Consider the following 24,764-nt stretch of genomic DNA (forward strand, 5'->3'; position numbering starts at 1 on the left):
TTGCAGATACGCTTTGCTTTACAGATTTGCTTTGATGAATGCTGCGGTCTTTTCCTCCACGGCGGCACGGGCTGCCAGCGTGGCAAAGTTGTGGCCGCCGCCTGCAATGGTGTCCACATCGGGTGCGGTGTACACCTGTGCGTAACGGTTGCAGGTGCCCTCGTCCACCAGACGGTCATCGTCGGCGCGCAGCAGCAGCACCGGGCCGTTGTAGCCCTTGGCCTCGGTAAAGGGGTCGGGGTGCTTTGCCATCTCGTAGTTAAAGGCCATCTTGTAGCACAGACCCTCCATGTCGGCGTAGTCCTTGCCGGTCTGCATAATGCCGTCGGCGCGCTGGGCGCAGCCGAACCACATCCCGGCGCCCGGGCACAGCAAAATCAGGCCGTGGGGCTGGATGACCGGTGCGCAGGAGGCGGCAATGTAGCCGCCCATGCTCTGGCCGGAGAGGAACAGCTTTTCGCTGTCCACATAGGGCTGTTCAGCGGCCCATGCAAAGATATCCTGTGCATCGGTGTGCAAGCCGTCAAAGCTCATATCCTCGAACTCGCCGTCGCTCTCGCCGTTGCCGTAGAAATCGAACCGGGCGCTGCCGATGCCCTGCGCTGCCAGAGCGCGGGACAGATGGGTGTACATGGACTTGTAGCCGCTGCAGCTGCCGGCAAAGCCGTGCAGATGCACCACAAAGGGTACCTTGCCCTCGGTGTCGGGCAGGGTCACGATGCCGCGCAGGGTGTGGCCATTGCGGTTTTTAAACTGAACCTGTAAGATCTTCATGGTTTACTTGCTCTCCTTTGCGGCGCGGCGAGCCTTCAGCTCGGTCAGCATCTCAGCAGTCTTCTGCTTGGTCAGGGGGTAGACGAAGAACAGGATGGCAACTGCAATGCCGTAGCCCAGGAAGTAGACGCCGGTGTAGCTCTTCCAGATGGCGTTCACAACGCCTGCGGTCTGCACAGCGCCTGCGGTAACGTTGTAGCCGATGGCACCCAGCACAAAGCTGGACAGGCTGCCGGAAATGGCGCTTGCAAGCTTGCGGAAGAAGGAGTAGGTGGAGTAAACGATGCCCTCGTTGCGCTCGCCGGTCTGCAGCTCGTGGTAGTCGATGGCGTCGTTGACCATAGCCCAGATCAGCACCTGCATGCCGGAAGCGCCCAGATAGCAGATACCGTTGATGACGATGAAGATCACAGGGTTGTGGACGGGGAAGAAGAACAGGATGCCGAACACGATGGCGGCAAAGCCAGCGCCCATGCAGCACCACTCCTTCTTGCCGAGCTTGTTGGCCAGAGGCTGGGTGATGGCAAAGGACAGCACAGCGTACAGCACGCTCAGCATACCGGAGACAGCCTGAATTTTAACGTTGCCGAAGAAGTCCTTATACAGGTAGGTGTTCAGACCGTTGACCACGGAAGCACCGATCATGCCGGTCAGGCTGAAGAACATAACGCCCAGCAGAGCCTTATTGTGAGAGATCTCCTTGAGCACATGCAGGTAGTTCAGCTTTTCTCCCTGCGGACGCTCAGGCACTTCCACGCGCTCCTTGCACCATACGCAGGTGATCTGCAGGCACAGCAGACCCAGCATAGCGCAGATGCAGGCCAGCATCAGGAAGCGGCCAGCCACGGGCTGGTTGTTCACATACAGGAACAGGGGGCCGACCATGACCATAACGGTCATGAAGATGGTGCCGCCAAGGCTGCGGTAGCGGGACAGTGCGGTGCGCTGGCTGACATCATCGGTCATCACGCTGGACAGAGTACCGAAGGGCACGTTGACGCAGGTGTACAGCGCCTCGTACAGAACGTAGGTGACGAACATGTAGGCCAGACGCAGGCCGTAGTTGATATTGCCTACATTGACAAAGCCAAGGATGCACAGCACTGCCATGGGGAAGGAGAAGGCGCGGATCCACGGGATGAACTTGCCGCCCTTGGTGGCCTTGCGGGAGTCCACGATGGCACCGATGATGGGGTCATTCACGGCGTCCCAGATCTTGGTGATCAGCAGCAGGATACCCACGTGGAAGGGGTTGACCTGCAGGATCAGGGTGTAGAAGATCGACAGATACATGGCGCGGTACTGCTCGGTGAAGCAGCAGCCCAGATCGCCCAGCGTATAGCCGATCTTGTCCTTCATGGAGAAGGGTCGGATGGTCTTTTTCTGGTCCATTGTGTTTTATCCTCCTTAAAAACAGTGAAACCACGAGACATTTCGCACAAGTCTCTTTTCTACGTTTGCATTATACGTTAATTTTTCATCAATACATATCCAAAAAATGATTGAAAACTATCGCATATTGATGTATTATGCAATTATAACAGTTGTACTTTTCTGTTGTGTACAACAATCTGTTACACATGACGGTTTCATGGAGGACTTTTTGGTGAATTATACAGCCAAGCGTTATCTTTTTGAGCAGAGCGCCGTCCGGGAATTTTATTCCGGCGCGTATTATGATTTGTTTCTGGTCATGCGGGGCAGCGGTGTGTTCCGGTGCAGCGAGGTGGTGCTGCCCGCACAGCAGCAGAATCTCATCATCTTCAAGCCCGGTCAGGGCGGCAGACTGGAATACGCCGGTGCTTACGGCCCGCTGGAACTTATTCGGGTGCAGCTGTCCCCCCAGACGCTGGCGCAGCTTTCGGACGCAGATACCGACCTTGAAAAAAGCTTCAACGTGGTGCCCTTCCGGCAGGTGGCTGTGCGCCCGGATAGCCAGATCTATATGCTGCTGAAAAACCTTGCCCGGAAGCTGCTGATGCTCCCGCAGGAGCGCACCCAGTTCGGTGCAGCGGTGTTCGAGCACGGTATTTTGCAAATGTTTGTGGTGCTGGCGCTGCGTGCCTGCATCCATGCGGAGTTCCACACCGCATCGGTCAGCCGCCACCACCTGATGTTGGACGAGGTGTTTTTGTTTATTCAGGCGCACCTGACCGAGGAACTGACGCTGGAGCGGCTGGAAAAGGAGTTTTTCGTCTCCCGGGAACATATTGCCAGGGAATTCAAACGCCAGACCGGGCAGACGGTGCACCGCTATATCGTAAAGGCGCGGTTAGACCGCTGCTGCACCCTCATCGAGCAGGGGCTGCCCATCACCGAGGTGTACAAGACCAGCGGCTTTGGCGGTTACAACCACTTTTTCCGCGCCTTTAAAAAGGAGTACGGCATGACCCCCAAGGAGTACTTCCACACCACCCGGCAGGACGCCCGGGGATGAATCCGGCAAAAGCAGCGCCGTCTGCGCCTGTGAAAAAAGCCGCCCGGGAAGATCCGCAGATCCTCCCGGACGGCTTGCTTATCCTATTTTTTCTTTTACTTGCGGTGGGTGAGGCAGTTCAGCGCCATCCCAACGACCTTTCTCGGTCGCAAGTATGGTCTCCAAGCCGCTGATTTTCAAGATGAAGCTGTTTGGGGCGTAATATGGTTGGCGGACAAGTGAGCTACAGGCCCTTGAGATAGTACTCACATGGGGCTCAGATGTATCGCATCCCGATTCAAAATAAAATACGATATAACGTAAAAGCGCAACTTCCACTCTTGATGAATGAAAGCTGCGTTTTTTATGTTTGACAGCAAGTTATAGATTGACAAGAGGACGCATACACGATAAACTTTATATAGTATCATGTGGATTAAAAGGAGACTCAACCATGAGTGTCAAGTATACTACCCCTGCCCAGCACAAGAGCAACCTCCGCAATGTGTATGGAACCTTTGCCATTGAGGGAATGACCATCAGCAAAGATACACGCAGCAACCTTGATCGCATTGGCAGCGGTCAAGCCAGCTATCAGCAGGTCGTGAACGAACTGCGCGCAAAGTACGCGAAGAAGGGCTGATTATGTTCTCAAAGACTGAACATCATTCATCCCTTCCGCGAGGGAAATGGCCGCAGCACCCGTGAATTGATTCGCTGCATGGCGTTGGAATATGGTCTGCATATTAACTGGGGCAACACTGACCGAGAAACTTTGATCAACGCTGCAATCGCCGCCGTAGATGATGATATGGCGTTCTGTGATGTTCTAAGACAGTGCGTTGAAACGAAAAACTAGCAAAAAATGTCCTGCCGGGATACGGCAGGACATTTTGGTTTTATGGACCTAGAGGGATTCGAACCCTTGACCTCTCGGATGCGAACCGAACGCTCTCCCAGCAATATCGTTTTTGTGCACACCTCGCACACCGCGAGAAAGGAAAAATCAACGTATGTTCGTCTATATAAAACATCCTGCCATCCAAACGACCTTTCTCGCTCGCAAGTATGGTCTCCAAGCCGCTGATTTTCAAGATGATGCAGTTTGGGGCGTAATATGGTTGGCGGACAAGTGAGCTACAGGCCCTTGAGATGTAACTCATATGGGGTTCAGATGTATCGCATCCCGATTCAAAAGAAAACACGATGTACCGTAAAAGCGCAACTTCTACTCTTGATGAATGGGAGATGCGTTTTTTACATTTGACAACAAGTTGTAGATTGACAATAGGACTCATACACGATAAACTTTATATAGTATTATGTAGATCAGAAGGAGGCCAAACCATGAGCGTCAAGTACACTACCCCTGCCCAGCACAAGAGCAATCTCCGCAATGTGTACGGCACCTTTGCCATTGAGGGAATGACCATCAGCAAGGACACGCGCAGCAATCTTGACCGCATTGGCAGCGGTCAAGCCAGCTATCAGCAGGTCGTGAATGAACTGCGCGCAAAGTACGCGAAGAAGGGCTGATTATGTTCACGAAGTATGATGTCTACACCACAGTGCAGTCCATGTACTGCTACCCGGATACGGATGTTCTGATCAACAAGTTGAACATTCATGATAAAGCCGAACTCAAACAGGCCGAAGAAGAATTTACTGCAGTCAAGCAAATGGCTCTGTTGCAGGAGCCAATCAAGGGACGTTTTACCAAAACTCACCTATTTCGGATTCACCGCTTCCTTTTTGAAGATGTGTACCCCTTTGCAGGGCACATCCGCAAAGAACAAATCAGCAAGGGCGACACGATGTTCTACCTGCCAGACCTGATCGACCGAGAATTGGAGCGTGTGTTCAAAAACATTCACTCCAAGAAGCTGCTTGCCGAACAAGATAAAGAAAAGCAGATTCAAAATCTGTCGCAGACAATGGCGGAACTGAATATCATTCACCCTTTCCGTGAGGGAAATGGCCGCAGCACCCGTGAACTGATTCGCTGCATGGCATTGGAATATGGCTTGCACATCAACTGGGGCAACACCGACCGGGAAACCTTGATCAACGCCGCAATCGCTGCCGTAGACGATGATATGGCATTCTGTGATGTTCTACGGCAGTGCATCGAAAAGAAAGATACATAATAATAGTCTACGAACCAGAATGCATAATCTGTATAAAAAGCCGCTTCTTTTCATTTTGAATCGAAGCGGCTTTTTATATTAACAATTCAAGAGCACCTGTAAAACAACGAGTACAACTTTCATGAATCTTATAGTTGATAATATACGGTTGTTGTCAACTATCCTGAATTTCAACACGCTGATGAATTTTTGTAGCCACATCGGTATAGAGGTCTACATCAAAACCTTCTGCGACTTCAAAACTAACGAACAAACAATAAGGTATTGCTGTTTTTACTTTTTTACAAGCATCAGCTTTGCAGTTCACTTTGATGATAAGATCCTCATCGTTCCAGACAATTGCTTTTTCACCAACAAAAATCTCGTGCTGCAACGAGCCCTTCCGAACGGCTTGCCATTCAGTATTTAGTCGGTCAGGTACGAGACCTTTTCCATTATCATCAACGTCAAACCACAACTGTATGCCGCGATAAGCCTGTTTATTAGGAACAACAGGAGAAAGATAGGCCAATGTAACGGTTAGCTTTCTTTTCATCAATCGAGACGAAAAATCTACTGGCAGAGGTAGTCTAAAAACTTCGCCCTCATCGATTTTAACTTCTCCTAATCCGATGAGAGTTATACGTTCTTTCGTACACTCAACAACACGGTCTATATTGGGTATTCCATTCCCAAGCCATTTACTCAATTGTTTCGGTGAACTTCCCATTGCAAGGGAAAGTTTTTCAGCAATAGGTTCCCATGAAGCACCATGGGTAAGCATAGCTTTCAACAGAATAGCTGTGGATTCGGGAAGTATACCTACTCCCGTTTCTTCGAGAAACAACTGATTTAGAACATTATAACATTTCGCAGCTTCATGTGTTATTTGAGCTGCTGCATCGCTTGTTCCTGAATAGAAAGCGCAACCATCCTTACTACCAGCTTCATACGGTGCAGCGGATAAACATCCCGGTTCGCGTGTAGACGTAATCCATGTGCTTGTTCCGTCATGATTTTTTCTGATGAATTTTCTACCACCGTAATAAAACAGATCTGGAGCAATAGTTGATCGATACCCTTTTCCAATTGCAGACATTGGAGATGGCATTCCTTTATCGACCGCCCAAATGCAACGAGAATTTTCAGCGGGGCTTGTGAAATCATCGTACAATGCGCCAATTGTCAATCCGTTCAAGCTTTCAGAGGGGGAAAGTATTTTTAGATTCCATTGGTTATTATTAATGGCATCGCCAAAAACTTTGTTTCGCTGACTCATATTAAGAGCTTTTAATTCATCGAACGGCTTGTTCACAAAATCTATGATTTCAGGATGATTTCCAGCACTTATTATGAACAGAATTTTATATTTATAAGCAAGAAAATCGAGCAAACGCGCAATTGGACTCATTATCCCTGTTAGTTGACGCACAGGATCACCAATAGACAAATTGATTACTTTAGTATTTGGTGCGGTAGCTGGTGATTCTCCATCTCCTTCCATCATTCGCTTTATTGCTCGGTGAAGAGTATCAATGAGCATATGATCATCAGGGATGCCTTCTTCCATTCCCTCAAAGCAAGGCTTCGGGCGTAAAATCGGACGCACATATACAGGACTGCTAATAGGCGTATCATTTCTATTAAGATCCCCGTAAATAGCAAGCGATACCATAGAAGTACCATGAATGCGATATTTACTCTCATAGTCTGTGGCATAATCATCTGGATCATCAATAATAACACGGTTCCGAAGCAATCGATGATTTTGCATAGGCATTCCATCGAAAACAGCGACAACAGCGTCGCCCACTGGCAGCGGCGATTCCTTTGTTAGTGTACATACTTCCGAATCGTTTTCGGAGATAAATGCAGACTGGCAAACAGGCCGAAAAAACATAATGTCGTCAACCTTTGACAACTCAATTTCTTCATAGTTATTAACCAATTCTTCAATAGCTATCCTAGGAAGTTCAACCAACATACCATGATAAAATATATCACTTATTACACACTCCTGAATTATACGTCCCCCTAAAGATTGTATTTCACGAGAAATTGTATCCACTGCTATATGCCTTTTTTGAAAATCAGATCTAAAGAATAATTCGATTTCAAAAGGGACTGGAGAATTTCCGTCAAATTCCAATGATTCACGCCAATAATCTATAGCATGCGTTTCTGCAATCCTGTCCTGCGCATTCCACCTTCTTATATTTTTTATATGGGTAAAGACATCACGAAGTCCTGCAAAACCACGTTTAAATACATCGGTTTCACCATCCTGATACCTTTGCCACAGTGACAACAGCTGAGACATCGCCTGTTGGTTAGACATTATGCAATATAGTTTGCCATTTAAAAGACCTTCATCTCTTTGGCCATTTCTCGAAATCGAGTAAAAATCATCATCTGGTAAAAAAGAGTCTGTTTCAATATCAAACATCCATTCGAGACCATCTGTGTTTTTTACTGCAGTATAAAAATTATCGACTGTTCCAATTATTTCAAAAACAAGAGCAAATTCGGGATTTATCCCTGTTGGTGATTGCTGGATTTTTAGATTTTTCTGTTCAAAAGCAGCTTGGAGAACATTAAAAGACGGTTGCAATCGAGCAAATTGTCTACTGAAAGAAGGCTTCATAATTCTTGGAAATGACGGGGCTTTGCGTTCGCGATCTGCGCGTTCCGGAGACGGAAACAATATTAAAGGTCTGTCTGGCATGTTTCTACTCCTTCCTGATTTTTGTGTGCAGTAATTACTTGTGACTGCCAACTACGAATGGATTTCTCCGTGATTTCTTTTGCATTCCCATTTGGCAAACTTAAAATATATTGTCTGTAAATTGATAGTGCAAATTCTTCGGCTTCTGCATAACTTACTCCTAGTGTTTTTTTTGCTAGTGTGCTTGATTGCAAACCAAATCGAAAATCTTTCTCCTTTTCAAAGAAACGATAATATTCATCCAAATTACTTCGAGTTGGCTTCGGAATTTCTAAACGAATCTGAAATCTTCGCCAAGCCGCTTTATCAAGTAGAGTATCATGGTTTGTAGCAGCAACCACGACAACATAGCTTGGAAGCGCATCGATTTGCATTAGTAAAGAGCTTACAACACGCTTAATTTCACCTGTTTCATGGACATCGCCACGTTCTTTTCCAAGTGTTTCAAATTCATCAAAGAACAGAACGCATTCTCTTGTTTTAGCATATTCAAATAATTTAGAAAGCCTTGATGCGGTTTCTCCGAGGTAAGAACCAATAATTCCTTCATATCTAACTGTAAGCAATGGAACCATTAGAGATTCAGCTATTGCCTCGGCTAGTGAAGTCTTTCCATTTCCGGGAGGGCCAATTAGTAATAACTTGTTTCGCGGCTCAATACCATAGGATTGCAATAAATCAGAACGATTTTGCTCGTTAATTAAATCTCGGCAAGCCGTTTTAACATATTCTGGCAGAATCAGATGCTCCATTCTTTTTCGCGGGATTTTTTCAGAAAAAAGCAGTTGTTCATTTATATTTCCGCGAACAATAGAGGGTGCGCTTGTACTTTCCCTTGCAATTGGTCTGCGAGAGTTTTTTAATAGCTCATCAATCTTTGTTGCAAGAACTGTATGCTGTTTCGCACGTTCCTCAGCGCATAAAGCTTCTGCTGCTTTTCTAAAACTCGTGGGATCATTAATTAATCCATATTTCACCAATTCACATAGCAAATCTGCTCTTGCCATAATTGAATACCTCCTAAAATTTCCAATAATTCATAATTGGCAAGCGGCATTACAGCAGGCCATTAGGAATATCAATGAAATTATTCTCACAAAAATCAAGAAAACTTTTGGTTGCCAGATTACTTGGTATAACGTGACCATTTTCCCAACGGTTAATTGTCGAGTAGCTTACGTTAATCGCGGCAGCTAATTGTTTTTGACTCAAGTTGAGATTCTTACGTACAGAAATAACAAATTCAGAAAATGTCACAATCGGTCCTCCAGATATAGCATGTGCTATATTATATCTACTGTTATAGTATAGCATGTGCTATACTTCTTTACAATAGAGATAATATAAACTTTTAGGGCCTATTGATGATTTATAAAAAAGGAGGATGCCAATGGATAAAGACTTTATGCTGAACTATTTTAACAAAGCCGTACAGCCTGAATGGGAGGAACTGCTGAAAACACCGCGCTACCAACCGGCAGCAAGTAAGCGTGACGCAATCGAACGGGAGTTCTTTCGGATGCTGAACGATGAACAGAAACGCAAGTACCTTGATTTGGAATCCGCAGTCATACTGGCAGAATGTGACATCGCAGAAGCTATGTATATGAAAGGTGCCGCAGATCGTGAGCTGATGATCCGTTAATGCCATGAGTTACGACTACTTCTACGGGCAGTCGGGCGAACTGTTTTCCTACTTCCGTATTCCGAAAGCACTCTTTCAGGACTGCCGCTTCCGGCAGCTCTCCACCGATGCCCGGACACTGTACGGCATTCTGCTGGACCGCATGAGCCTGTCGGTCAAGAACGGCTGGCTGGACGAGCAGGGGCGGGTGTATATCATCTACACCGTCCGGGAAGTGCAGGAATCTCTCTGCTGCGCCGAACACAAAGCGGTCAAGCTGTTCCGGGAACTGGAGGGCATCGACCTCATCGAGCGCAAACGCCGTGGTCTGGGCAGACCCAGCCTGATCTACGTCAAGGACTTTTCGTCTGGACTGCAAAAAGCGCAAGTACAGAATTGCCCAAACAGCAATTCTGGTGCTGTCGAAAGCGCAATTCTGGAGCAGTCAAAACCGCAAGCAAATAAGACTGATAAGAATAAGACAGAGTGGAACGATCCTGACCCTATCTATTCCGGGGGCATCCGGGAGCAGCTTGAGGATTATTTTTATCAGGCGTTGGAGGTAGACCTTCTGCTCCGGCTTTGCCCGGACGAGGAGGACACCATCTACCAGATCGTCGATTTGCTTGTGGACACCTGTTCCACCAAACGCAAGATGTTGCGGATCGCCGGAGATGATAAGCCCACCGAGGTAGTACGCAGCCGGCTGAAAAAGCTGAATGCCGACCACATCCGCTTCGTGCTGGATTCTCTGGCAGAAAACACCGCCCCGGTGCGGAACATGAAGCAGTATCTGCTGGCAATGCTCTACAATGCGCCCACCACCATGAACCTCTACTATCAGAACAAGACGAACCACGACTTTGCGCGCGGTTCTCCGGGGAGGTGATGTTATCGCAAAGAAAGCTACGATTATTGCAGTCACCAATCAAAAAGGCGGTGTTGGGAAAAGCACCACCTGTGAAAATCTTGGCATCGGGCTGGCGATGGAGGGCAAGAAAGTTCTGCTGGTGGACACTGACCCACAGGGCAGCCTGACCATCAGCATGGGCTGGCAGCAGCCCGATGAACTGCCCACCACCCTTTCCACCCTGATGGCAAAAGCCATGAACGACCAGCCCATTCCGCCCGGCGAGGGCATTTTACACCATGCAGAGGGTGTTGATTTGATTCCGGCGAACATCGAACTGGCAGGGCTGGAAGTGGCTCTGGTGAACAGCATGAACCGGGAAAAGATGCTGAAACAGGTGCTGGACAGTGCCAAACGGGAGTACGATTTTATTCTGCTGGACTGTATGCCCTCGCTGGGGATGCTCACCATCAACGCACTGGCGGCGGCAGATACTGCCCTGATTCCCGTGCAGGCGCAGTATCTTTCGGCTAAAGGTCTGGAACAGCTTTTGCAGACCGTCCAAAAAGTCAGAAGGCAGATCAACCCCAAGCTGAAAATTGAGGGCATCCTGCTGACCATGACCGACAGCCGTACCAACTACGGAAAACAGATCAGCAATCTGATCCGGCAGGCATACGGAAAACACCTAAAGGTGTTTGAGCAGACCATCCCCCGGTCAGTCCGTGCGGCGGAAACCAGCGCCGCAGGCAAGAGCATCTTTGCCTATGACCCAAAGGGCAAGGTGGCAGAAGCCTACAAATCTCTTGCAAAGGAGGTGCTGGCGGATGCCAATCGACAGCGGAAACTTAGCTCTGAAAGGGCTAGATGATCTGTTCTCCACCGAGGAAAACAGACAGGAAGAACAGCGGGAACAGGTACAGCAGATTCCCATTGATGCGCTGCACCCCTTCACCAACCACCCTTTCAAGGTGCTGGACGATGAAGCCATGACCCGGACGGTGGAGAGCATCGCACAGTACGGTGTGCTGGCTCCGCTGATCGCCCGACCTCGCCCGGACGGTGACGGCTACGAGATCATCTCCGGGCATCGCCGTCAGTATGCGGCGAAACTTGCCGGGCTGGACACCCTGCCGGTTATCGTGCGGCAGATGTCGGACGATGCTGCCGTGATATTGATGGTGGATTCCAATTTACAGCGTGAACACATCCTGCCCAGCGAACGAGCTTTTGCCTACAAAATGAAGCTGGAAGCTCTAAAAAATCAAGGTGCTAGGTCAGATTTAACTTCGTGCCAAGTTGGCACGAAGTTCCGGGCAGATGAATCGCTTGCAGAAGATTCCGGCGAAAGTGCCCGTAATGTCCAGCGCTTTATCCGTCTGACCAACCTTATCCCGGAGTTGCTGGACATGGTAGACGAGAAGAAGATCTCCTTCAATCCCGCTGTGGAGCTATCCTATCTGGACGAAAGCCAACAGCGGGATTTTTTAGAAGCCATGCAGGACACCCAGAATGCGCCGTCCTTATCGCAGGCGCAGCAACTGAAAAAGATGGCACAGCAGGGAGCGTTCAGCTACGAAAAAGCCTTTGATGTGATGGGACAGGAGAAAAAGAGCGAGAAAGACACCGTGACCATCAAAAACGAGACCCTGCGGAAGTATTTCCCCCGCAGCTACACGCCCAAACAGATGGAGGAGAAGATCATCCAGCTTTTGGATGCGTGGCAGAAAAAACAGCAGCGCCGCAACGAGCGCTGACCCGTAACGCAAGACCCCATGGGGTCTTTTTTGTTTGCAAAAATTTGGAGGTAACGCCTATGAACAACACGATTCCTTTTCACTCCGCACCCCATGCTCCGCAGATCACGGTGGATGTGAGCATTCTGACCATGCTGAAGCAGGCGGCATCCTGTTTGACCGAGGCAGCAGGCAGGGATGTGTACCTTGCCGCTATCGGCCCGGACATGGAGCTGACCATTATCATGGAGGAGGATGCCCCTTCCGTTCTGCCTTGTTTTGACGAGGATGATGCTCTGATCACCGTGAAGGGCGCGCCGCTGTTTATCAGCTACAATCCGGCGCAGGTCCTCAAGCTGGCAGGCAAGCGGTACCTGACCGGTCCGGTCATCTTCTACCGCACCGATGGGCACAGCACCATCGTATCCCTGACGGTGGAGGATATTTACCGCTTTCAGACTTATCTGGAAAGCCACAGCACCACCCTGATGGCAGATGGGCAGAAGCTGACCTGCATCTGCATCGACTGAGGTGTGAATGGAACAGAATGAAAACACCCTGTCGGTGCTGAAAATTGCGCCGGGACAGCGTCCGCAGCAGGTCGAGATTGATAACGACCTGAAAGCCTTGCAGCAGGCAGTGGGCGGCTCGGTTGATGCTGTTTACCCCTTTGCAGACCCGGTGGCTATCATCTGCAATGACGAGGGCAAACTCATGGGTCTGCCGTTGAACCGTGCCCTGCGGGACGAGGACGGGCAGATGTATGACGCCGTTGCCGGAACCTTTCTGGTGGTGGGGCTGGGCGAGGAGGATTTTGCATCCCTGACCCCGGAACTGGCGCAGAAGTACGAGCAGCTTTTTCATCAGCCGGAAGCCTTTCTGAAACTGGGCAACCGTCTGCTGGTGCTGCCGGTGCCCGATGAACCGCCCACAGAAAAGCCCCGCACCAAGCCCCCGGCAGAGCATGACCGCTAAAATCACCCTGCTGCACGGGAGGTGATGGCAGTGCAGGAAGAAATCGAACAAAAGTCATTCAACATTATGATCTCCACCACGAAGCTGTCTGCCCGGACCGTTCTCCGGGCGGTAAAGGTGGCGTTTCAGCTGTACCATTCCAAAGTATCCCAAGGCAAGCAGAGCGTCCGCACTCTTCTGCGGCAAAACCGGGGTGTGTCCAGCGTGGAGATCAGCAAAACGGGCATCCGTGGTCTGGAACGCTACGCCAAAAAGTACGGCATCGACTACGCCATCCGCAAGGACACCTCCGAGGTGCCGCCCCGGTATCTGGTCTTTTTCAAAGCCCCGGATGCAGAAGCCTTTCACTCGGCGTTCAAGGAATATTCGGCATCCCTGCTGAACAAGGACAAAAGACCCTCGGTGCTGGCACGATTGCAGGAGCTGGTGCAGGCAGCGGCAGAACTCCCCGGCAAAGTCCGGCACAAGGAACAGGAGCGGGGGCTGTGACCACGAAAAAGCTGACAAAGCTGCTGGCGCTGTATCTGCCCTATCTTTTGCTGGGGCTGGTGGCAACGAACTTTGGTGAAGCATGGCGGCTTGCTGAGGGCAAGGAACTGGGCGATAAGATCATGTCCATGATGGGCACCATCCCGGTGGCATTTGCAAACCCGCTGCCAAGCCTGCATCCGCTGGATTTGCTGGTGGGCTTGTGTTGCGGCACAGGGTTGCGCCTTGCCGTCTATTTGCGTGGAAAAAACGCCAAAAAGTACCGCCATGGCATGGAGTACGGCTCTGCCCGGTGTGGTGCATAATCTTAACTGTAAGGAAAACTATGTGGACGCAGGAGGTATGCACATGAACGAATATAATAAAATTACAGCCCTTTACTCCCGCCTTTCCGTCGGGGACGAGGACAGAGATGGCGGCGAGAGCAACAGCATTGTAAACCAAAAGGCATTTCTGGAACGGTACGCCCAACAGCAGAGATTAACCAATATCCGGCACTACATTGACGATGACGAAAGCGGCAGGTTCTTTGACCGCTCTGCCTATTCCCGCATGATGGAGGATGTGGAAAACGGAAAAATAGGCGTCTGCATTATGAAAGACCTGACGCGCTGGGGGCGTGATTATCTCCAAGTCGGCAATGCAATGGAGGTATTCAGACGGAACAATGTCCGCTTTATCGCGGTCAATAACGGCATAGACAGCGACAATCCCGATACATTGGAGTTTGCGCCCTTTATCAATATCATGTCGGAGTGGTACGCAAAGGACATCAGCAAGAAAGTAAAAACGGGTATCAGGACCAAGGGTGCAAGCGGCAAACCCATCGCCACCGAAGCCCCATACGGATATATGAAAGACCCGAACAACAAGGATTTTTGGATAATCGACGAGGAAGCCGCCGAAGTGGTACGCTTGATTTTCCGTCTGTTTATCGGCGGGAAGAACAGAAACCAAATTGCCGTATATCTCAAAAACGAGCAAATCCTCACGCCTACGTTCTACCTCAAACAGCACGACAGAGGGACAGCGAAAAGCAGACCGCTGAACGAGGAAAATCGCTATAAATGGAACAAAGCAACCTTAACCAAGATACTCACAAGGCAGGAGTATTGTGGTGATGTTGTCAATTTCAAGACCACAAAGCATTTTCGGGACAAGCGCAACCACTATGTAGATAAAAGCGAATGGCAGATAACCGAGAATGTGCATGAGCCGATTATCGACCGCGCCGACTTTGAAACCGTACAGCGGATTTTGGAAAACGCGCCTGTCAGACGCCCTAACGGGGACGGAGAAATCCACCCTTTGTCGGGCTTGATGTTCTGTAAAGACTGCGGCGCAAAAATGCACATTCGCATAGATTACAGGAACGGCGGCAAGCGTCATGTTGCCTTTTGCAGCGAGTACCACAAGGGCAAAGCCAAAAATCCCAAATGCAATTCCCCGCACATCATAGACGCTGATTTAGTCATGCAGACTATCGCGGATGTTCTGAAAAAAGTTGCAGAATACTCCATAAGCAACCGGGAGGAATTTGAAGCATTAGTCCGAAAAAACCTTGATATGCAGCAGACGGACAAGAGCAAAAAACAGCAGAAGCGTATTCCGCAAATTACAACACGCCTTGAACAGATTGACAAGGTGCTGAATAAACTCTACGAGGATAACGCCCTCGGTGCTATCCCACAAGACCGATACGAGCAAATGTCACAGAAATATTCGGAGGAATACTATACGCTGAAAGCGGAACTTGCAGAACTCAAAGAACAGTTATCCGCGTTTGAGGACGCAGGAGGATGGGCGCATAAGTTTTTGAAGCTGATAGAACGCTACGCCGCCTTTACCGACCTTACCCCCGCCATTCTCAATGAATTTATCAGCAGAATTGAAGTGCATGAGCGCGATAAGAAAAGGGCAAAACAAGCTGTTCAGCATATCGGGATATATTTCAGCTATATCGGCAAGTTTGAAAACGAACTGACACAGCTTGCAGAGCCGACAGAGGAAGAAATCCGGCAAATGCGGGAGAAAATCGAAGAAGCCCAAAAGGAAAAGAGCCGCGCTTATCATCGGAACTACTCAAAGGAATACCGGGCGAAAAACCTTGAAAAACGCCGGGAGTATGAACGCATCAAGGCGCGGGAATATCGGGCAAAGCGAAAGGCGCAAGCCGCTGCGCTGCCCGTATCGTAAAACAGAATAACCGACAGCAGAAAGGGATTTTCCAACTATGGGAAATCCTTTTTTTGCACCCAAAGGAAGGAGTGACCCAATGACAGAAAAGAAAACCACAACCACCGCGCAGAAGCAGCCGGATGGTATCATCACAACACAGCGGAACGGACAGACCATCGTTGCGGAGTTGTTTTTCAATCACAGAAGCGCAGAAACATTCCGCGACAAGCTGCTGAAAGCGATACTTGCCGACTATTCGCATTTTTCTGCGTCTGACGGTCAAGAGCCGTAAAAACGGAATATTTGACGATTGGAGCACTCTGGACGAGGAATGTATCGCCAGAGCATTTTCTATTGAAAAAACGCCGTTTTTCCCAAGTCAAGAGCCGAAGAAAACACCCGAAAAATGCCCCTACTGCGTAACAGGGGCGCAGAAAGGAGAGTTTATGAAAACAGGACTGAAAAAGCAGGAAAAGACCACCGATATTTGGTTTGACGAGAAAGACCCCCTTATCCATATCCGCACCCACAACACCGACTTGAAGAACAGGCTGACCGCGTACAGCCGCCGCTTCCCCTCTGTCTGTAAGCTGACCGACAGCGACCCGGAAACGGGCTGTATGGAGTTTGAGATTGCAAAGGGACGCTTCTCTTTCCGTCTGACCGCACCATACAGCGAGGAACGCAGACAGGCGGCAAGCGACTATGCAAAGAAGCATGGTATTTCAGCCGGGAAAAGCAAGCCATGACACAAAGATACAGTAAAATTATTAGGTAAGGACGGTTGATGTCTATGTAAAACGAACAGGAGGATAAAAATTGACTGGAAGCATTTACGGCTATGTGCGTGTCAGCACAAGAGAACAAAACGAGGACAGGCAGCTTATCGCCTTACGCGAGGTAGGCGTTTCAGATAAGAATATCTTTATGGATAAGCAATCCGGCAAAGATTTTGAGCGTCCACAGTACAAAAAGCTGCTTAGAAAAATGAAAAAAGACGACCTGCTCTATATCAAGAGCATAGATCGTCTGGGACGCAACTATGAAGAAATCTTACAGCAATGGCGTATCATCACAAAGGACAAGGGCGTTGACATTGTGGTTTTGGATATGCCCCTGCTTGATACGCGCCGGGGAAAAGACCTTATGGGAACATTTCTCTCGGATATTGTGCTTCAAGTGCTGTCCTTTGTGGCAGAAAACGAGCGCACCAATATCAGACAGCGGCAAACAGAGGGTATCGCGGCAGCAAAGGCGCGGGGTGTGCGCTTTGGGCGACCACCACGCCCCTTGCCGGATAACTTTCATGCTGTTTATCAGAGGTGGCGTGCCGGGAAAATTACCGGCACAGCAGCCGCAAAAGAGTGTGGTATGCCCCTTGCGACCTTTCGCTACCGGGCAGAAATCTACGAAAAAGCCAAATTATTGTAAATAGGCGGTTTTACAGAAAGGTGTACTTTCCTGTAAACCGCCTATTGCTTATAGGTATTTAATATTATACTTCTTCAGACGGCGTTTTTCAAGTCTTGAAATGTAAATATTCGTTTATATCCCGGCTAATTTGTCGATAAAATGCGTTTACAGGAAAGTACACGTTACTAAAGGGAATGGAGATAAATTATTAGATATACTACTGACAGCTTCCAAGAAGCTAAAGAGGTCCCTAGCGCCTACGGGGAATTTGTATCGATAAGGGGTACAAATTCCCACTAAGCGCTCGGGACCCCTTGTAGGAAAATGTCCTAAGTGTGGCAACAATATTGTATTAAAAAAATCGTTTTATGGTTGTTCAAATTATCCTGAATGTAAGTTTGCTTTAGCTGAACATTTTAGAAAGAAAAAACTAACCAAAACGAATGTAAAAGAATTACTGGAGGGAAAAGAAACCCTGGTAAAAGGAATCAAAAACAAAGAGAAAAAGCCCTACAATGCCGTTGTAAAAATTGGGGAAAAGGGATATATTGATTTTATATCTTTCTCAAAATAAACATAAAAGCCCTTTAAAGAGGGCTTTTATATATTAATCACAAATCACTTATCACAAATCACTTATCACAAATCACAAGTGATTTGTGATTGTTGATGATAAAATAAGAATAAGAAGAAATAGAAAGAAGTGAGTGATTGTGGGAAATTTAGGCGCACAAAAAGAAAAACGAAATGATACACCAATCAGTGCAAAAAAAGATATAATGGGAGATAAGACGGTTCGTGTTCGTGCTGACTTGCACCATATCATAAAAATCGAAACAGCAAAGAATGGCGGAAACGTAAAAGAAGTTATGGAAATAAGACTTAGAAGCAAACTTAAGAGTGTGTTGATAGTGCATTATCTTAAAATTTTGTATAATAGGAATTGAAGTTAAATTAGATGCTAAAAATTTGTAATTAAGAAGGAGGGATTCGTCATGTTGGTATTCCAAATGCGTAATGTAGATAAAACATCTACTGTTTTGAAACAGACTAAAAACAGTGATTACGCAGATAAATAAATACGTTAGATTAATTCCTACCAGTGACTAATCTTATGACTTTTTAAACAGATAACTAAAATTACAAACAAATCGTTTAACTTCTGTATTTGTTTATAGATGTAATCACTTCAGGAGAGATTATATGAACAAAAATATAAAATATTCTCAAAACTTTTTAACGAGTGAAAAAGTACTCAACCAAATAATAAAACAATTGAATTTAAAAGAAACCGATACCGTTTACGAAATTGGAACAGGTAAAGGGCATTTAACGACGAAACTGGCTAAAATAAGTAAACAGGTAACGTCTATTGAATTAGACAGTCATCTATTCAACTTATCGTCAGAAAAATTAAAACTGAATACTCGTGTCACTTTAATTCACCAAGATATTCTACAGTTTCAATTCCCTAACAAACAGAGGTATAAAATTGTTGGGAATATTCCTTACCATTTAAGCACACAAATTATTAAAAAAGTGGTTTTTGAAAGCCGTGCGTCTGACATCTATCTGATTGTTGAAGAAGGATTCTACAAGCGTACCTTGGATATTCACCGAACACTAGGGTTGCTCTTGCACACTCAAGTCTCGATTCAGCAATTGCTTAAGCTGCCAGCGGAATGCTTTCATCCTAAACCAAAAGTAAACAGTGTCTTAATAAAACTTACCCGCCATACCACAGATGTTCCAGATAAATATTGGAAGCTATATACGTACTTTGTTTCAAAATGGGTCAATCGAGAATATCGTCAACTGTTTACTAAAAATCAGTTTCATCAAGCAATGAAACACGCCAAAGTAAACAATTTAAGTACCATTACTTATGAGCAAGTATTGTCTATTTTTAATAGTTATCTATTATTTAACGGGAGGAAATAATTCTATGAGTCGCTTTTTTAAATTTGGAAAGTTACACTTTTTAATAACGGAGGGAATGGAATGAAAAAACTTGTAACCTTGCTTCTTTCGCTTGCTTTAGTGCTATCTCTTGCAGCTTGTGGCGGAGAAGCGACACCTGACGCATCTGACGATGCCCCCGCTTCTTCTCAAAATGAAGAAAGCACCGAAAACGACAACACCGAAAATCAAATCGTATTTGAGGAAGTTGTTGCCATTGACAACGCAGAGTGTGCGGTAAAAATTACCGAAATCGACCCCGATAATATGTGGGGCTACACTCTGAAAGCACAGCTTGAAAACAAGTCCACAGAGAAAACCTATATGTTCTCTGTCGAGAGTGCTTCCATCAATGGTGTTCAGTGCGATCCAATGTTTGCAAGCGAGGTAGCTGCTGGCAAAAAGGCTAACGAAGAAATCAACTTTAGCACCGATACTCTTGAGGAAAATGGTATTGTTGAATACACAGATATTGAATTGACTTTCAAGGTGTATGATAGCAATGATTGGTCTGCTGACCCTGTTGGAAAGGAAACAATCCATGTCTATCCATACGGAGAAGAAAACGCTGTTGCATTTGTGAGAGAAGCACAGGCTACTGATAATGTGATTATCGATAATGATTATGTTACTGTTATCGTAACAGGCTATGAAGATGATGAGATATGGGGCTATACTGCCAATCTGTTCTTGCTGAACAAGACAGACAAAACGGTAATGTTCAGCGTTGATGACGCATCTGTAAACGGCTTTATGGCAGACCCATTCTATGCAACTTCTGTTTCTGCCGGAAAATGTGCATTTAGTTCTATGGCATGGTCTGATACAACTTTAGAGGAAAACGGAATTACCGAAGTGGAAGAAATCGAAGTCCTGTTTAGAGCATACGATGCTGATGATTTTATGGGCGAAGATTTTGCAAATGAGGTAATTACATTAAATCCGTAACGAGATGAGGTGTGCAACATGAAAACGGCAAAATTAGTAATCGGAATTATCAGCATGGTTTTATTTGTTTTAGTAGCTTTTCAATCTTGCGCTGCCGGATTAGGAAATGCTTTAGCAGATAACGGCGAAGTAAGCGGAACATCAGGAATGTTGCTTGCTTTCTGTATGCTGATTGCAGGCATCGTTGGAGTAGCAACCCGAAAGAGCAAAGGCGGCGGAATTGTTGCCGGAGTATTCTATCTGTTGGGCGGACTGCTGGGAATTGTAAATTACGGTAGCTTCTCTGACCTTGCTATCTGGTCTGTCCTTTGTTTCATTTTCGGAGCTGTCTTTATTTTGGGCTCCTTGAAAATGAAGAAAGCAGATAAAAGTAACACAGACGCGGCAGAATAATATTATTCAAATAACAATAACATAATTCCCCAACAGGGCGACTATTTCCAAACCGAAGTAGCCGCCCTTTTCTTTTACTAAAAATCAAAAAGGAGGGCTACCATGTCGAAGAAAAAACCACCGACCACCATCGAGGAATGTAACGCCGAAATGGAACTGACACAGAAGAAAATCCGGCAGTATGAGAACAGGAACAAAATGCTTGACCGCAAACTTGCCATTGAGAAGCGCAAGGAGCGCAACCACCGTCTTTGTTCGCGGGGCGGCTACCTTGAAAGCCTTGTCCCGGCACTCATTGATATGTCAGAACAGGAAGCCCGCGACTTCCTCTACACCGCGGTTTTCAGCGACAAAGCGCAGGAGTTTTTGAGAAAACGAGCCGGAGAAGCGACACCGAAGAATTACCCTTGCACACAAGGGCGCACTTATACACCCTAACGGGCGTGTGCGCTCTGCCGAGGGCTTTATCTCCGCACCGGGCATTATTGCCTTGTGCAGAGATTGGCGGCTTGCGCCGCGACAGGGAAACCTACACTTTCCCTGCGACAGCTTGCGCTGTCTACCCTTTTGTGTACCCCACGAAAGCGAACACCTTGCTTTGCAAGCTATTCACTTTCATGGGGTTTTGTTGACCGTATCGGGAGGTGATACTATCGCAATCTACCATTGCAGCATTAAGATTGTCAGCCGGGGAAAGGGCAAATCTGCCGTAGCCGCAGCAGCCTACCGCGCCGGAGAGAAGCTGACAAACGAGTGGGACGGACTGACCCACGACTATACAAGAAAAGGCGGCGTTGTTCATTCTGAAATCATGCTGCCGCCCCATGCCCCACCCTCTTTCTCTGACCGTTCTATTCTATGGAACAGCGTGGAGCAAATCGAAAAATCGAATAACTCACAGCTTGCGAGGGAAATCGAAATCGCCCTACCTGTTGAACTTTCAAGAGAGGAACAGACCCGCCTTGTCCGGGAATACTGTTCCTCTCAATTTGTTTCCAAAGGAATGTGCGCCGACTTCAATATCCACGACACAGGCAACGGCAACCCACACGCTCATATCCTTTTGACTATGCGCCCCCTTGATGAAAAAGGCACATGGGCGGCGAAGTCAAAAAAGGAATATGTCCTTGACGAAAATGGGGAGCGCGTAAAGCTGCCAAGCGGCAGATACAAGACGCGCAAGGTTGACCTTATGGACTGGAACAGGCAGGAGAACGCCGACCTATGGCGCAAGGCGTGGGCTGACCTTGCCAACGACTATTTAGAGCGAAGCGGCAGCGCGGAGCGTATCGACCACCGCAGCCATGCAGAGCGTGGTATTGAGGAACTCCCCACCGTCCACATGGGTGTTGCAGCTTCCCAAATGGAGAAGAAAGGCATAGCCACCGACAAGGGAGAAATCAACCGCATGATACAAAAGACCAACCGACTTATGCGGGAAATCCGGGGCTATATCGACAGCTTGAAAGAATGGCTTGCGGAGGTTTTCGCCGCTAAGAAGCAACTGCAAGCTGCCCCGCACTCTCCCGATATTGCCACGCTGCTTACAAGGTATTTGAGCATTGAACGAGAGAAAAGCCGGAAGTATTCACAGGGCTGGCAGCAACAGCATACTGCCGGGGAATTGCAAAAAATCAGCAAGGCGATTGTCTATCTGCAAAGCAAGGGCATTGCTACCCTTGAAGATTTGGACGCTGCCCTTTCCTCTGTTGATGAAGAAGCAAAGCGGCTGAATACAAGCGTTGTTGCCAAGCAGAAGCGCATGAGGACATTGGAAAAGTTTATCGAGCATGGCAGCAACTACAACCGCTTGAAGCCCATTCACGATGAACTGAAAACGCTGAAAAACGGATGGGGCAAAAAGAGAGAAAAATTTGAGCAAGCCCACGAAAGCGACCTCATTATCTGGAACGCCGCCAACCGTTTCCTGCACGCAAATCTGCCGGAGGGTACAAAGTCTTTCAAGGTGTCCGAGTGGCAGAAAGAATTTGACGAACTGAAAGCCCAATCCACAGGCGAATATGAAGAACTGAAAACAAAGCGCAGCGAGGTTAAGGAGTTACAGCAAATCCGAAAGTGCATTGATATTGTAGAGCAAGCCGAGCAGCGCACACAGGAACAGACACACCAAACACCAAGACGCAAAAAGGAGGATATTTCCCTATGACCTACACCAAAGAACAGATTGACCGGGCAAATCAGACCGACCTTGTATCATTCCTGCAAGCCCAGGGCGAACAGCTTGAACGCGCCGGACAGGAGTACCGTTGGAAACGGCACGACAGCTTGACGGTCAGAGAAAACAGATGGTATCGGCACAGCCAGAGCAAAGGCGGCGGTCCGATTGATTTTGTCATGGAGTTTTACGGCAAAAGTTTTCTTGAAGCCGTTGAAATGCTGATAGGCGAACGGGGCGAAGCACCCCCACCCGTCTATCTGCAATTCAGACTACCACCCAAAAGCCCCGACAACCAAACAGCGAGGAACTACCTTACAGCCGCCCGGCGCATTGATGAAGATGTGTCGGGCTTTTTCTTTTCCTGCGGCGATCTCTACGAGGAAGCCGCCCACCATAACGCCGTATTTGTCGGCAGAGATGAAAGCGGCATACCGAGATATGCCCACCAACGGGGAACGGTGGGCAGCTTCCGGCTTGATGTGAAAGGCAGCGACAAGACTTTTAACTTCTGCTACCGGGGCGAGGGCGAAAGGCTTTTTGTCTTTGAAGCCCCCATTGACCTGTTATCTTTCCTCTGCCTGTTCAAAAAGGAATGGCAGAAACAAAGCTATCTGTCATTGGGCGGCGTGAGTGAAAAAGCCCTGCTGCGTTTTCTCTCTGACCGTCCGAATATCAAGACCGTCTATCTCTGCCTTGACAGCGACAAAGCCGGGACAGACGCTTGCAGCCGCCTTAACAGCATTATCCCCCAAGGCTACACCGTCAATCGCCTTGTACCGTTGTTCAAAGACTGGAACGAGGTTTTACAGCGTAAAGAGGAAATTACAGACGGAAAATATCTGCGCGAAGCTGTCTATGGCTTGCGTGAGCCGCAACAGGAAGAAACCGTTGAAATTATCCGCATGAGCGAGGTTGACACACAGACCGTTGAATGGCTATGGGAGCCGTATATCCCTTTTGGAAAGGTAACAATCGTACAGGGCAACCCCGGCGAGGGAAAAACCACCCTTGCCCTGCGCCTTTGCGCCGCCTGTACCAACCGCAAGCCCTTTCCGGCTATGGCAGAGCATGAGCCTTTTAATGTTATCTATCAGACCGCAGAGGACGGTTTGGGCGATACCGTCAAGCCGCGCCTTATGGAAGCGGACGCAGACCTTGACCGGGTACTTGTCATTGACGAGGGCAAACAGGAATTGTCCTTATCCGATGAACGCATAGAAAGGGCAATCCGGCAGACCGGGGCGCGTCTTATAATCCTTGACCCCATACAGGCGTATGTAGGCGAAAAAACGGATATGAACAAGGCAAACGAAATACGCCCTATCTTTCGCCGCCTTGCCGAAGTTGCAGAGCGTACCGGGTGTGCCGTTGTGCTTATCGGGCACTTGAACAAAGCTGCCGGAGGTCAGAGCGCATACCGGGGATTAGGCTCTATCGACTTCCGAGCCGCCGCTCGTAGTGTGCTGCTCATAGGGCGCGTGAAACGAGAGCCGAATGTGCGCGTTATCATTCACGACAAATCTTCCCTTGCACCGGAGGGTAAGCCTATGGCGTTTTCGTTGGGCGCGGAAAGCGGCTTTTCATGGATAGGCGAATATGACATTACCGCTGATGAACTGCTGTCCGGCACAGGCGGCAACACCGAAACCAAGACCGAGCAAGCGGAAAGGTTGATACTCGATTTACTTGCAGACGGTAAGGAAATGGCAAGCGAGGATATTGTCAAGGCGGCAGCCGAAGCCGGAATATCCGAAAGAACGGTACAAAATGCCAAGCGCAGCATGGGCGGCATATTGGGCGCAAGGCGCGTTGGAAGTCAATGGTACAACTTCATCAAGAAGAAGCAGCCGCCCGAAACTGCAAAATGAAAGTGCAAAACGCAGAGCCTTTGCACCTTGCACTTTCGCACTTTCACTTTATCAACTCGCCCCATGTTGACCGCATGGGGCTTTTCTCTTGAAAAAATCCTGTTTTGCGTC

Annotated in this window: 28 protein-coding genes, 1 tRNA gene and 3 pseudogenes; 26 read left to right on the plus strand and 6 right to left on the minus strand. The window is 48.0% G+C overall.

Annotated features, from left to right (window positions below; translation table 11 throughout):
• Positions 1-18: 18 nt before the first annotated feature.
• Together I5P96_RS05885 and I5P96_RS05890 are read right to left on the minus strand one after the other, a co-directional pair.
• Complete coding sequence (locus I5P96_RS05885) at positions 19-774, minus strand: alpha/beta hydrolase family protein (RefSeq protein ID WP_097793439.1); 756 nt, start codon at positions 772-774, stop codon at positions 19-21.
• 3 nt (positions 775-777) lie between these two features.
• Complete coding sequence (locus I5P96_RS05890; RefSeq protein WP_223383566.1) at positions 778-2,166, minus strand: MFS transporter; 1,389 nt, start codon at positions 2,164-2,166, stop codon at positions 778-780.
• 214 nt (positions 2,167-2,380) lie between these two features.
• On the opposite strand from I5P96_RS05890, the gene I5P96_RS05895 reads away from it, so the two are divergent.
• From I5P96_RS05895 to I5P96_RS05905, 3 genes are all read left to right on the plus strand, one after another.
• Positions 2,381-3,211, plus strand: coding sequence for a helix-turn-helix domain-containing protein (locus tag I5P96_RS05895; protein ID WP_223383567.1), 831 nt, complete (start codon positions 2,381-2,383; stop codon positions 3,209-3,211).
• Positions 3,208-3,384 carry a hypothetical protein gene (locus I5P96_RS05900; protein ID WP_223383568.1) on the plus strand — a complete coding sequence of 59 codons (177 nt, stop codon included), beginning with the start codon at positions 3,208-3,210 and terminating at the stop codon, positions 3,382-3,384. Before I5P96_RS05895 ends, I5P96_RS05900 begins: the two co-directional genes overlap by 4 nt.
• Positions 3,385-3,644: 260 nt before the next feature.
• A complete protein-coding gene (locus tag I5P96_RS05905) occupies positions 3,645-3,833 on the plus strand; it encodes an antitoxin VbhA family protein (protein ID WP_005939815.1) in 189 nt (62 codons plus the stop codon).
• 259 nt (positions 3,834-4,092) lie between these two features.
• Here the strand turns inward: I5P96_RS05905 and I5P96_RS05915 are convergent.
• Positions 4,093-4,154: transfer RNA gene (locus tag I5P96_RS05915), tRNA-Ala, on the minus strand.
• Between the two features lie 383 nt (positions 4,155-4,537).
• Here I5P96_RS05915 and I5P96_RS05920 point away from each other — a divergent pair.
• Both I5P96_RS05920 and I5P96_RS05925 read left to right on the plus strand, forming a co-directional pair.
• A complete protein-coding gene (locus I5P96_RS05920; RefSeq protein WP_005939815.1) occupies positions 4,538-4,726 on the plus strand; it encodes an antitoxin VbhA family protein in 189 nt (62 codons plus the stop codon).
• A gap of 2 nt (positions 4,727-4,728) precedes the next feature.
• Complete coding sequence (locus I5P96_RS05925) at positions 4,729-5,337, plus strand: Fic/DOC family protein (RefSeq protein ID WP_223383569.1); 609 nt, start codon at positions 4,729-4,731, stop codon at positions 5,335-5,337.
• A gap of 154 nt (positions 5,338-5,491) precedes the next feature.
• Here the strand turns inward: I5P96_RS05925 and I5P96_RS05930 are convergent, their stop codons facing one another.
• From I5P96_RS05930 to I5P96_RS05940, 3 genes are read right to left on the minus strand one after another with little or no spacing between them, the layout of a single operon-like run.
• A complete protein-coding gene (locus I5P96_RS05930; protein WP_223383570.1) occupies positions 5,492-8,041 on the minus strand; it encodes a S8 family peptidase in 2,550 nt (849 codons plus the stop codon).
• Positions 8,023-9,048, minus strand: coding sequence for an AAA family ATPase (locus I5P96_RS05935; RefSeq protein WP_223383571.1), 1,026 nt, complete (start codon positions 9,046-9,048; stop codon positions 8,023-8,025). The genes I5P96_RS05930 and I5P96_RS05935 overlap by 19 nt, the downstream gene beginning before the upstream one ends.
• Before the next feature lie 49 nt (positions 9,049-9,097).
• Positions 9,098-9,298: a helix-turn-helix transcriptional regulator gene (locus tag I5P96_RS05940; protein WP_223383572.1), complete on the minus strand. Its 201-nt coding sequence runs from the start codon at positions 9,296-9,298 to the stop codon at positions 9,098-9,100.
• Between the two features lie 133 nt (positions 9,299-9,431).
• Between I5P96_RS05940 and I5P96_RS05945 the strand changes: the two genes are divergently transcribed.
• The 21 genes and pseudogenes from I5P96_RS05945 (at position 9,432) to I5P96_RS06050 (ending at position 24,653) form a co-directional block, all read left to right on the plus strand.
• The gene (locus I5P96_RS05945) at positions 9,432-9,686 is read left to right on the plus strand and encodes a hypothetical protein (protein WP_097793444.1); all 255 of its coding nucleotides are present in this window, start codon (positions 9,432-9,434) and stop codon (positions 9,684-9,686) included.
• Positions 9,687-9,690: 4 nt separating this feature from the next.
• Positions 9,691-10,554, plus strand: coding sequence for a DUF6017 domain-containing protein (locus I5P96_RS05950; RefSeq protein WP_223383573.1), 864 nt, complete (start codon positions 9,691-9,693; stop codon positions 10,552-10,554).
• A 4-nt stretch (positions 10,555-10,558) separates the two neighbouring features.
• Complete coding sequence (locus I5P96_RS05955; protein ID WP_223383736.1) at positions 10,559-11,386, plus strand: ParA family protein; 828 nt, start codon at positions 10,559-10,561, stop codon at positions 11,384-11,386.
• On the plus strand, positions 11,343-12,272 hold the full coding sequence (locus I5P96_RS05960; RefSeq protein WP_117554525.1) for a ParB/RepB/Spo0J family partition protein: 930 nt from the start codon (positions 11,343-11,345) through the stop codon (positions 12,270-12,272). The genes I5P96_RS05955 and I5P96_RS05960 overlap by 44 nt, the downstream gene beginning before the upstream one ends.
• A gap of 59 nt (positions 12,273-12,331) precedes the next feature.
• A complete protein-coding gene (locus tag I5P96_RS05965; protein ID WP_223383574.1) occupies positions 12,332-12,781 on the plus strand; it encodes a hypothetical protein in 450 nt (149 codons plus the stop codon).
• 7 nt (positions 12,782-12,788) lie between these two features.
• Positions 12,789-13,226: a DUF3846 domain-containing protein gene (locus I5P96_RS05970; RefSeq protein WP_223383575.1), complete on the plus strand. Its 438-nt coding sequence runs from the start codon at positions 12,789-12,791 to the stop codon at positions 13,224-13,226.
• A gap of 24 nt (positions 13,227-13,250) precedes the next feature.
• Entirely contained in the window at positions 13,251-13,715 is a 465-nt protein-coding gene (locus I5P96_RS05975; protein ID WP_223383576.1) for a PcfB family protein, read from the plus strand.
• Positions 13,712-14,014, plus strand: a pseudogene (locus tag I5P96_RS05980) (conjugal transfer protein TraG); the annotation flags it as partial. The gene I5P96_RS05975 and the pseudogene I5P96_RS05980, both read left to right, overlap by 4 nt.
• Positions 14,015-14,063: 49 nt before the next feature.
• Positions 14,064-15,911 carry a recombinase family protein gene (locus I5P96_RS05985; protein WP_207732025.1) on the plus strand — a complete coding sequence of 616 codons (1,848 nt, stop codon included), beginning with the start codon at positions 14,064-14,066 and terminating at the stop codon, positions 15,909-15,911.
• Between the two features lie 79 nt (positions 15,912-15,990).
• Entirely contained in the window at positions 15,991-16,185 is a 195-nt protein-coding gene (locus tag I5P96_RS05990; RefSeq protein ID WP_071143486.1) for a transposon-encoded TnpW family protein, read from the plus strand.
• Positions 16,186-16,339: 154 nt separating this feature from the next.
• Positions 16,340-16,642: a hypothetical protein gene (locus I5P96_RS05995; protein ID WP_071143485.1), complete on the plus strand. Its 303-nt coding sequence runs from the start codon at positions 16,340-16,342 to the stop codon at positions 16,640-16,642.
• Positions 16,643-16,712: 70 nt separating this feature from the next.
• Complete coding sequence (locus I5P96_RS06000) at positions 16,713-17,324, plus strand: recombinase family protein (protein WP_071143484.1); 612 nt, start codon at positions 16,713-16,715, stop codon at positions 17,322-17,324.
• Positions 17,325-17,619: 295 nt separating this feature from the next.
• Positions 17,620-17,880, plus strand: a pseudogene (locus I5P96_RS06005) (topoisomerase C-terminal repeat-containing protein); the annotation flags it as partial.
• A 133-nt stretch (positions 17,881-18,013) separates the two neighbouring features.
• Positions 18,014-18,253: a peptide-binding protein gene (locus I5P96_RS06010; protein ID WP_000635249.1), complete on the plus strand. Its 240-nt coding sequence runs from the start codon at positions 18,014-18,016 to the stop codon at positions 18,251-18,253.
• Positions 18,254-18,301: 48 nt separating this feature from the next.
• Positions 18,302-18,385, plus strand: coding sequence for a 23S rRNA methyltransferase attenuation leader peptide (locus I5P96_RS06015; RefSeq protein ID WP_001814874.1), 84 nt, complete (start codon positions 18,302-18,304; stop codon positions 18,383-18,385).
• A gap of 124 nt (positions 18,386-18,509) precedes the next feature.
• Positions 18,510-19,247 carry a 23S rRNA (adenine(2058)-N(6))-methyltransferase Erm(B) gene (erm(B), locus tag I5P96_RS06020; RefSeq protein ID WP_001038795.1) on the plus strand — a complete coding sequence of 246 codons (738 nt, stop codon included), beginning with the start codon at positions 18,510-18,512 and terminating at the stop codon, positions 19,245-19,247.
• Positions 19,192-19,370: pseudogene (locus I5P96_RS06025) on the plus strand (rRNA adenine methyltransferase); the annotation flags it as partial. The gene erm(B) and the pseudogene I5P96_RS06025, both read left to right, overlap by 56 nt.
• Positions 19,371-20,231: 861 nt before the next feature.
• On the plus strand, positions 20,232-20,606 hold the full coding sequence (locus I5P96_RS06035; RefSeq protein ID WP_072851246.1) for a hypothetical protein: 375 nt from the start codon (positions 20,232-20,234) through the stop codon (positions 20,604-20,606).
• 102 nt (positions 20,607-20,708) lie between these two features.
• Positions 20,709-21,044 carry a DUF3847 domain-containing protein gene (locus tag I5P96_RS06040; RefSeq protein WP_071143482.1) on the plus strand — a complete coding sequence of 112 codons (336 nt, stop codon included), beginning with the start codon at positions 20,709-20,711 and terminating at the stop codon, positions 21,042-21,044.
• A gap of 214 nt (positions 21,045-21,258) precedes the next feature.
• Positions 21,259-22,773, plus strand: a complete 1,515-nt coding sequence (mobQ, locus tag I5P96_RS06045) for a MobQ family relaxase (protein ID WP_071143644.1) — start codon at positions 21,259-21,261, stop codon at positions 22,771-22,773.
• On the plus strand, positions 22,770-24,653 hold the full coding sequence (locus tag I5P96_RS06050; RefSeq protein WP_071143481.1) for an AAA family ATPase: 1,884 nt from the start codon (positions 22,770-22,772) through the stop codon (positions 24,651-24,653). The genes mobQ and I5P96_RS06050 overlap by 4 nt, the downstream gene beginning before the upstream one ends.
• Positions 24,654-24,764: the final 111 nt, after the last annotated feature.

Origin of the sequence: Faecalibacterium prausnitzii, from assembly GCF_019967995.1 — a bacterium.
Taxonomy (GTDB): Bacteria; Bacillota; Clostridia; order Oscillospirales; family Ruminococcaceae; genus Faecalibacterium; species Faecalibacterium prausnitzii_E.

Coding starts and splice junctions, on each gene's coding strand:
- I5P96_RS06035 (WP_072851246.1), top strand. CDS start 20,232: ATGAAAACGGCAAAATTAGTAATCGGAATTATCAGCATGGTTTTATTT.
- I5P96_RS05925 (WP_223383569.1), top strand. CDS start 4,729: ATGTTCACGAAGTATGATGTCTACACCACAGTGCAGTCCATGTACTGC.
- I5P96_RS05900 (WP_223383568.1), top strand. CDS start 3,208: ATGAATCCGGCAAAAGCAGCGCCGTCTGCGCCTGTGAAAAAAGCCGCC.
- I5P96_RS05920 (WP_005939815.1), top strand. CDS start 4,538: ATGAGCGTCAAGTACACTACCCCTGCCCAGCACAAGAGCAATCTCCGC.
- I5P96_RS05965 (WP_223383574.1), top strand. CDS start 12,332: ATGAACAACACGATTCCTTTTCACTCCGCACCCCATGCTCCGCAGATC.
- I5P96_RS05890 (WP_223383566.1), bottom strand. CDS start 2,166: ATGGACCAGAAAAAGACCATCCGACCCTTCTCCATGAAGGACAAGATC.
- I5P96_RS06015 (WP_001814874.1), top strand. CDS start 18,302: ATGTTGGTATTCCAAATGCGTAATGTAGATAAAACATCTACTGTTTTG.
- I5P96_RS05995 (WP_071143485.1), top strand. CDS start 16,340: ATGAAAACAGGACTGAAAAAGCAGGAAAAGACCACCGATATTTGGTTT.
- I5P96_RS05930 (WP_223383570.1), bottom strand. CDS start 8,041: ATGCCAGACAGACCTTTAATATTGTTTCCGTCTCCGGAACGCGCAGAT.
- I5P96_RS05985 (WP_207732025.1), top strand. CDS start 14,064: ATGAACGAATATAATAAAATTACAGCCCTTTACTCCCGCCTTTCCGTC.
- I5P96_RS05950 (WP_223383573.1), top strand. CDS start 9,691: ATGAGTTACGACTACTTCTACGGGCAGTCGGGCGAACTGTTTTCCTAC.
- I5P96_RS05935 (WP_223383571.1), bottom strand. CDS start 9,048: ATGGCAAGAGCAGATTTGCTATGTGAATTGGTGAAATATGGATTAATT.
- I5P96_RS05975 (WP_223383576.1), top strand. CDS start 13,251: ATGGCAGTGCAGGAAGAAATCGAACAAAAGTCATTCAACATTATGATC.
- I5P96_RS05990 (WP_071143486.1), top strand. CDS start 15,991: ATGACAGAAAAGAAAACCACAACCACCGCGCAGAAGCAGCCGGATGGT.
- I5P96_RS05945 (WP_097793444.1), top strand. CDS start 9,432: ATGGATAAAGACTTTATGCTGAACTATTTTAACAAAGCCGTACAGCCT.
- I5P96_RS05885 (WP_097793439.1), bottom strand. CDS start 774: ATGAAGATCTTACAGGTTCAGTTTAAAAACCGCAATGGCCACACCCTG.
- I5P96_RS06050 (WP_071143481.1), top strand. CDS start 22,770: ATGACCTACACCAAAGAACAGATTGACCGGGCAAATCAGACCGACCTT.
- I5P96_RS06040 (WP_071143482.1), top strand. CDS start 20,709: ATGTCGAAGAAAAAACCACCGACCACCATCGAGGAATGTAACGCCGAA.
- I5P96_RS05905 (WP_005939815.1), top strand. CDS start 3,645: ATGAGTGTCAAGTATACTACCCCTGCCCAGCACAAGAGCAACCTCCGC.
- I5P96_RS05960 (WP_117554525.1), top strand. CDS start 11,343: ATGCCAATCGACAGCGGAAACTTAGCTCTGAAAGGGCTAGATGATCTG.
- I5P96_RS05970 (WP_223383575.1), top strand. CDS start 12,789: ATGGAACAGAATGAAAACACCCTGTCGGTGCTGAAAATTGCGCCGGGA.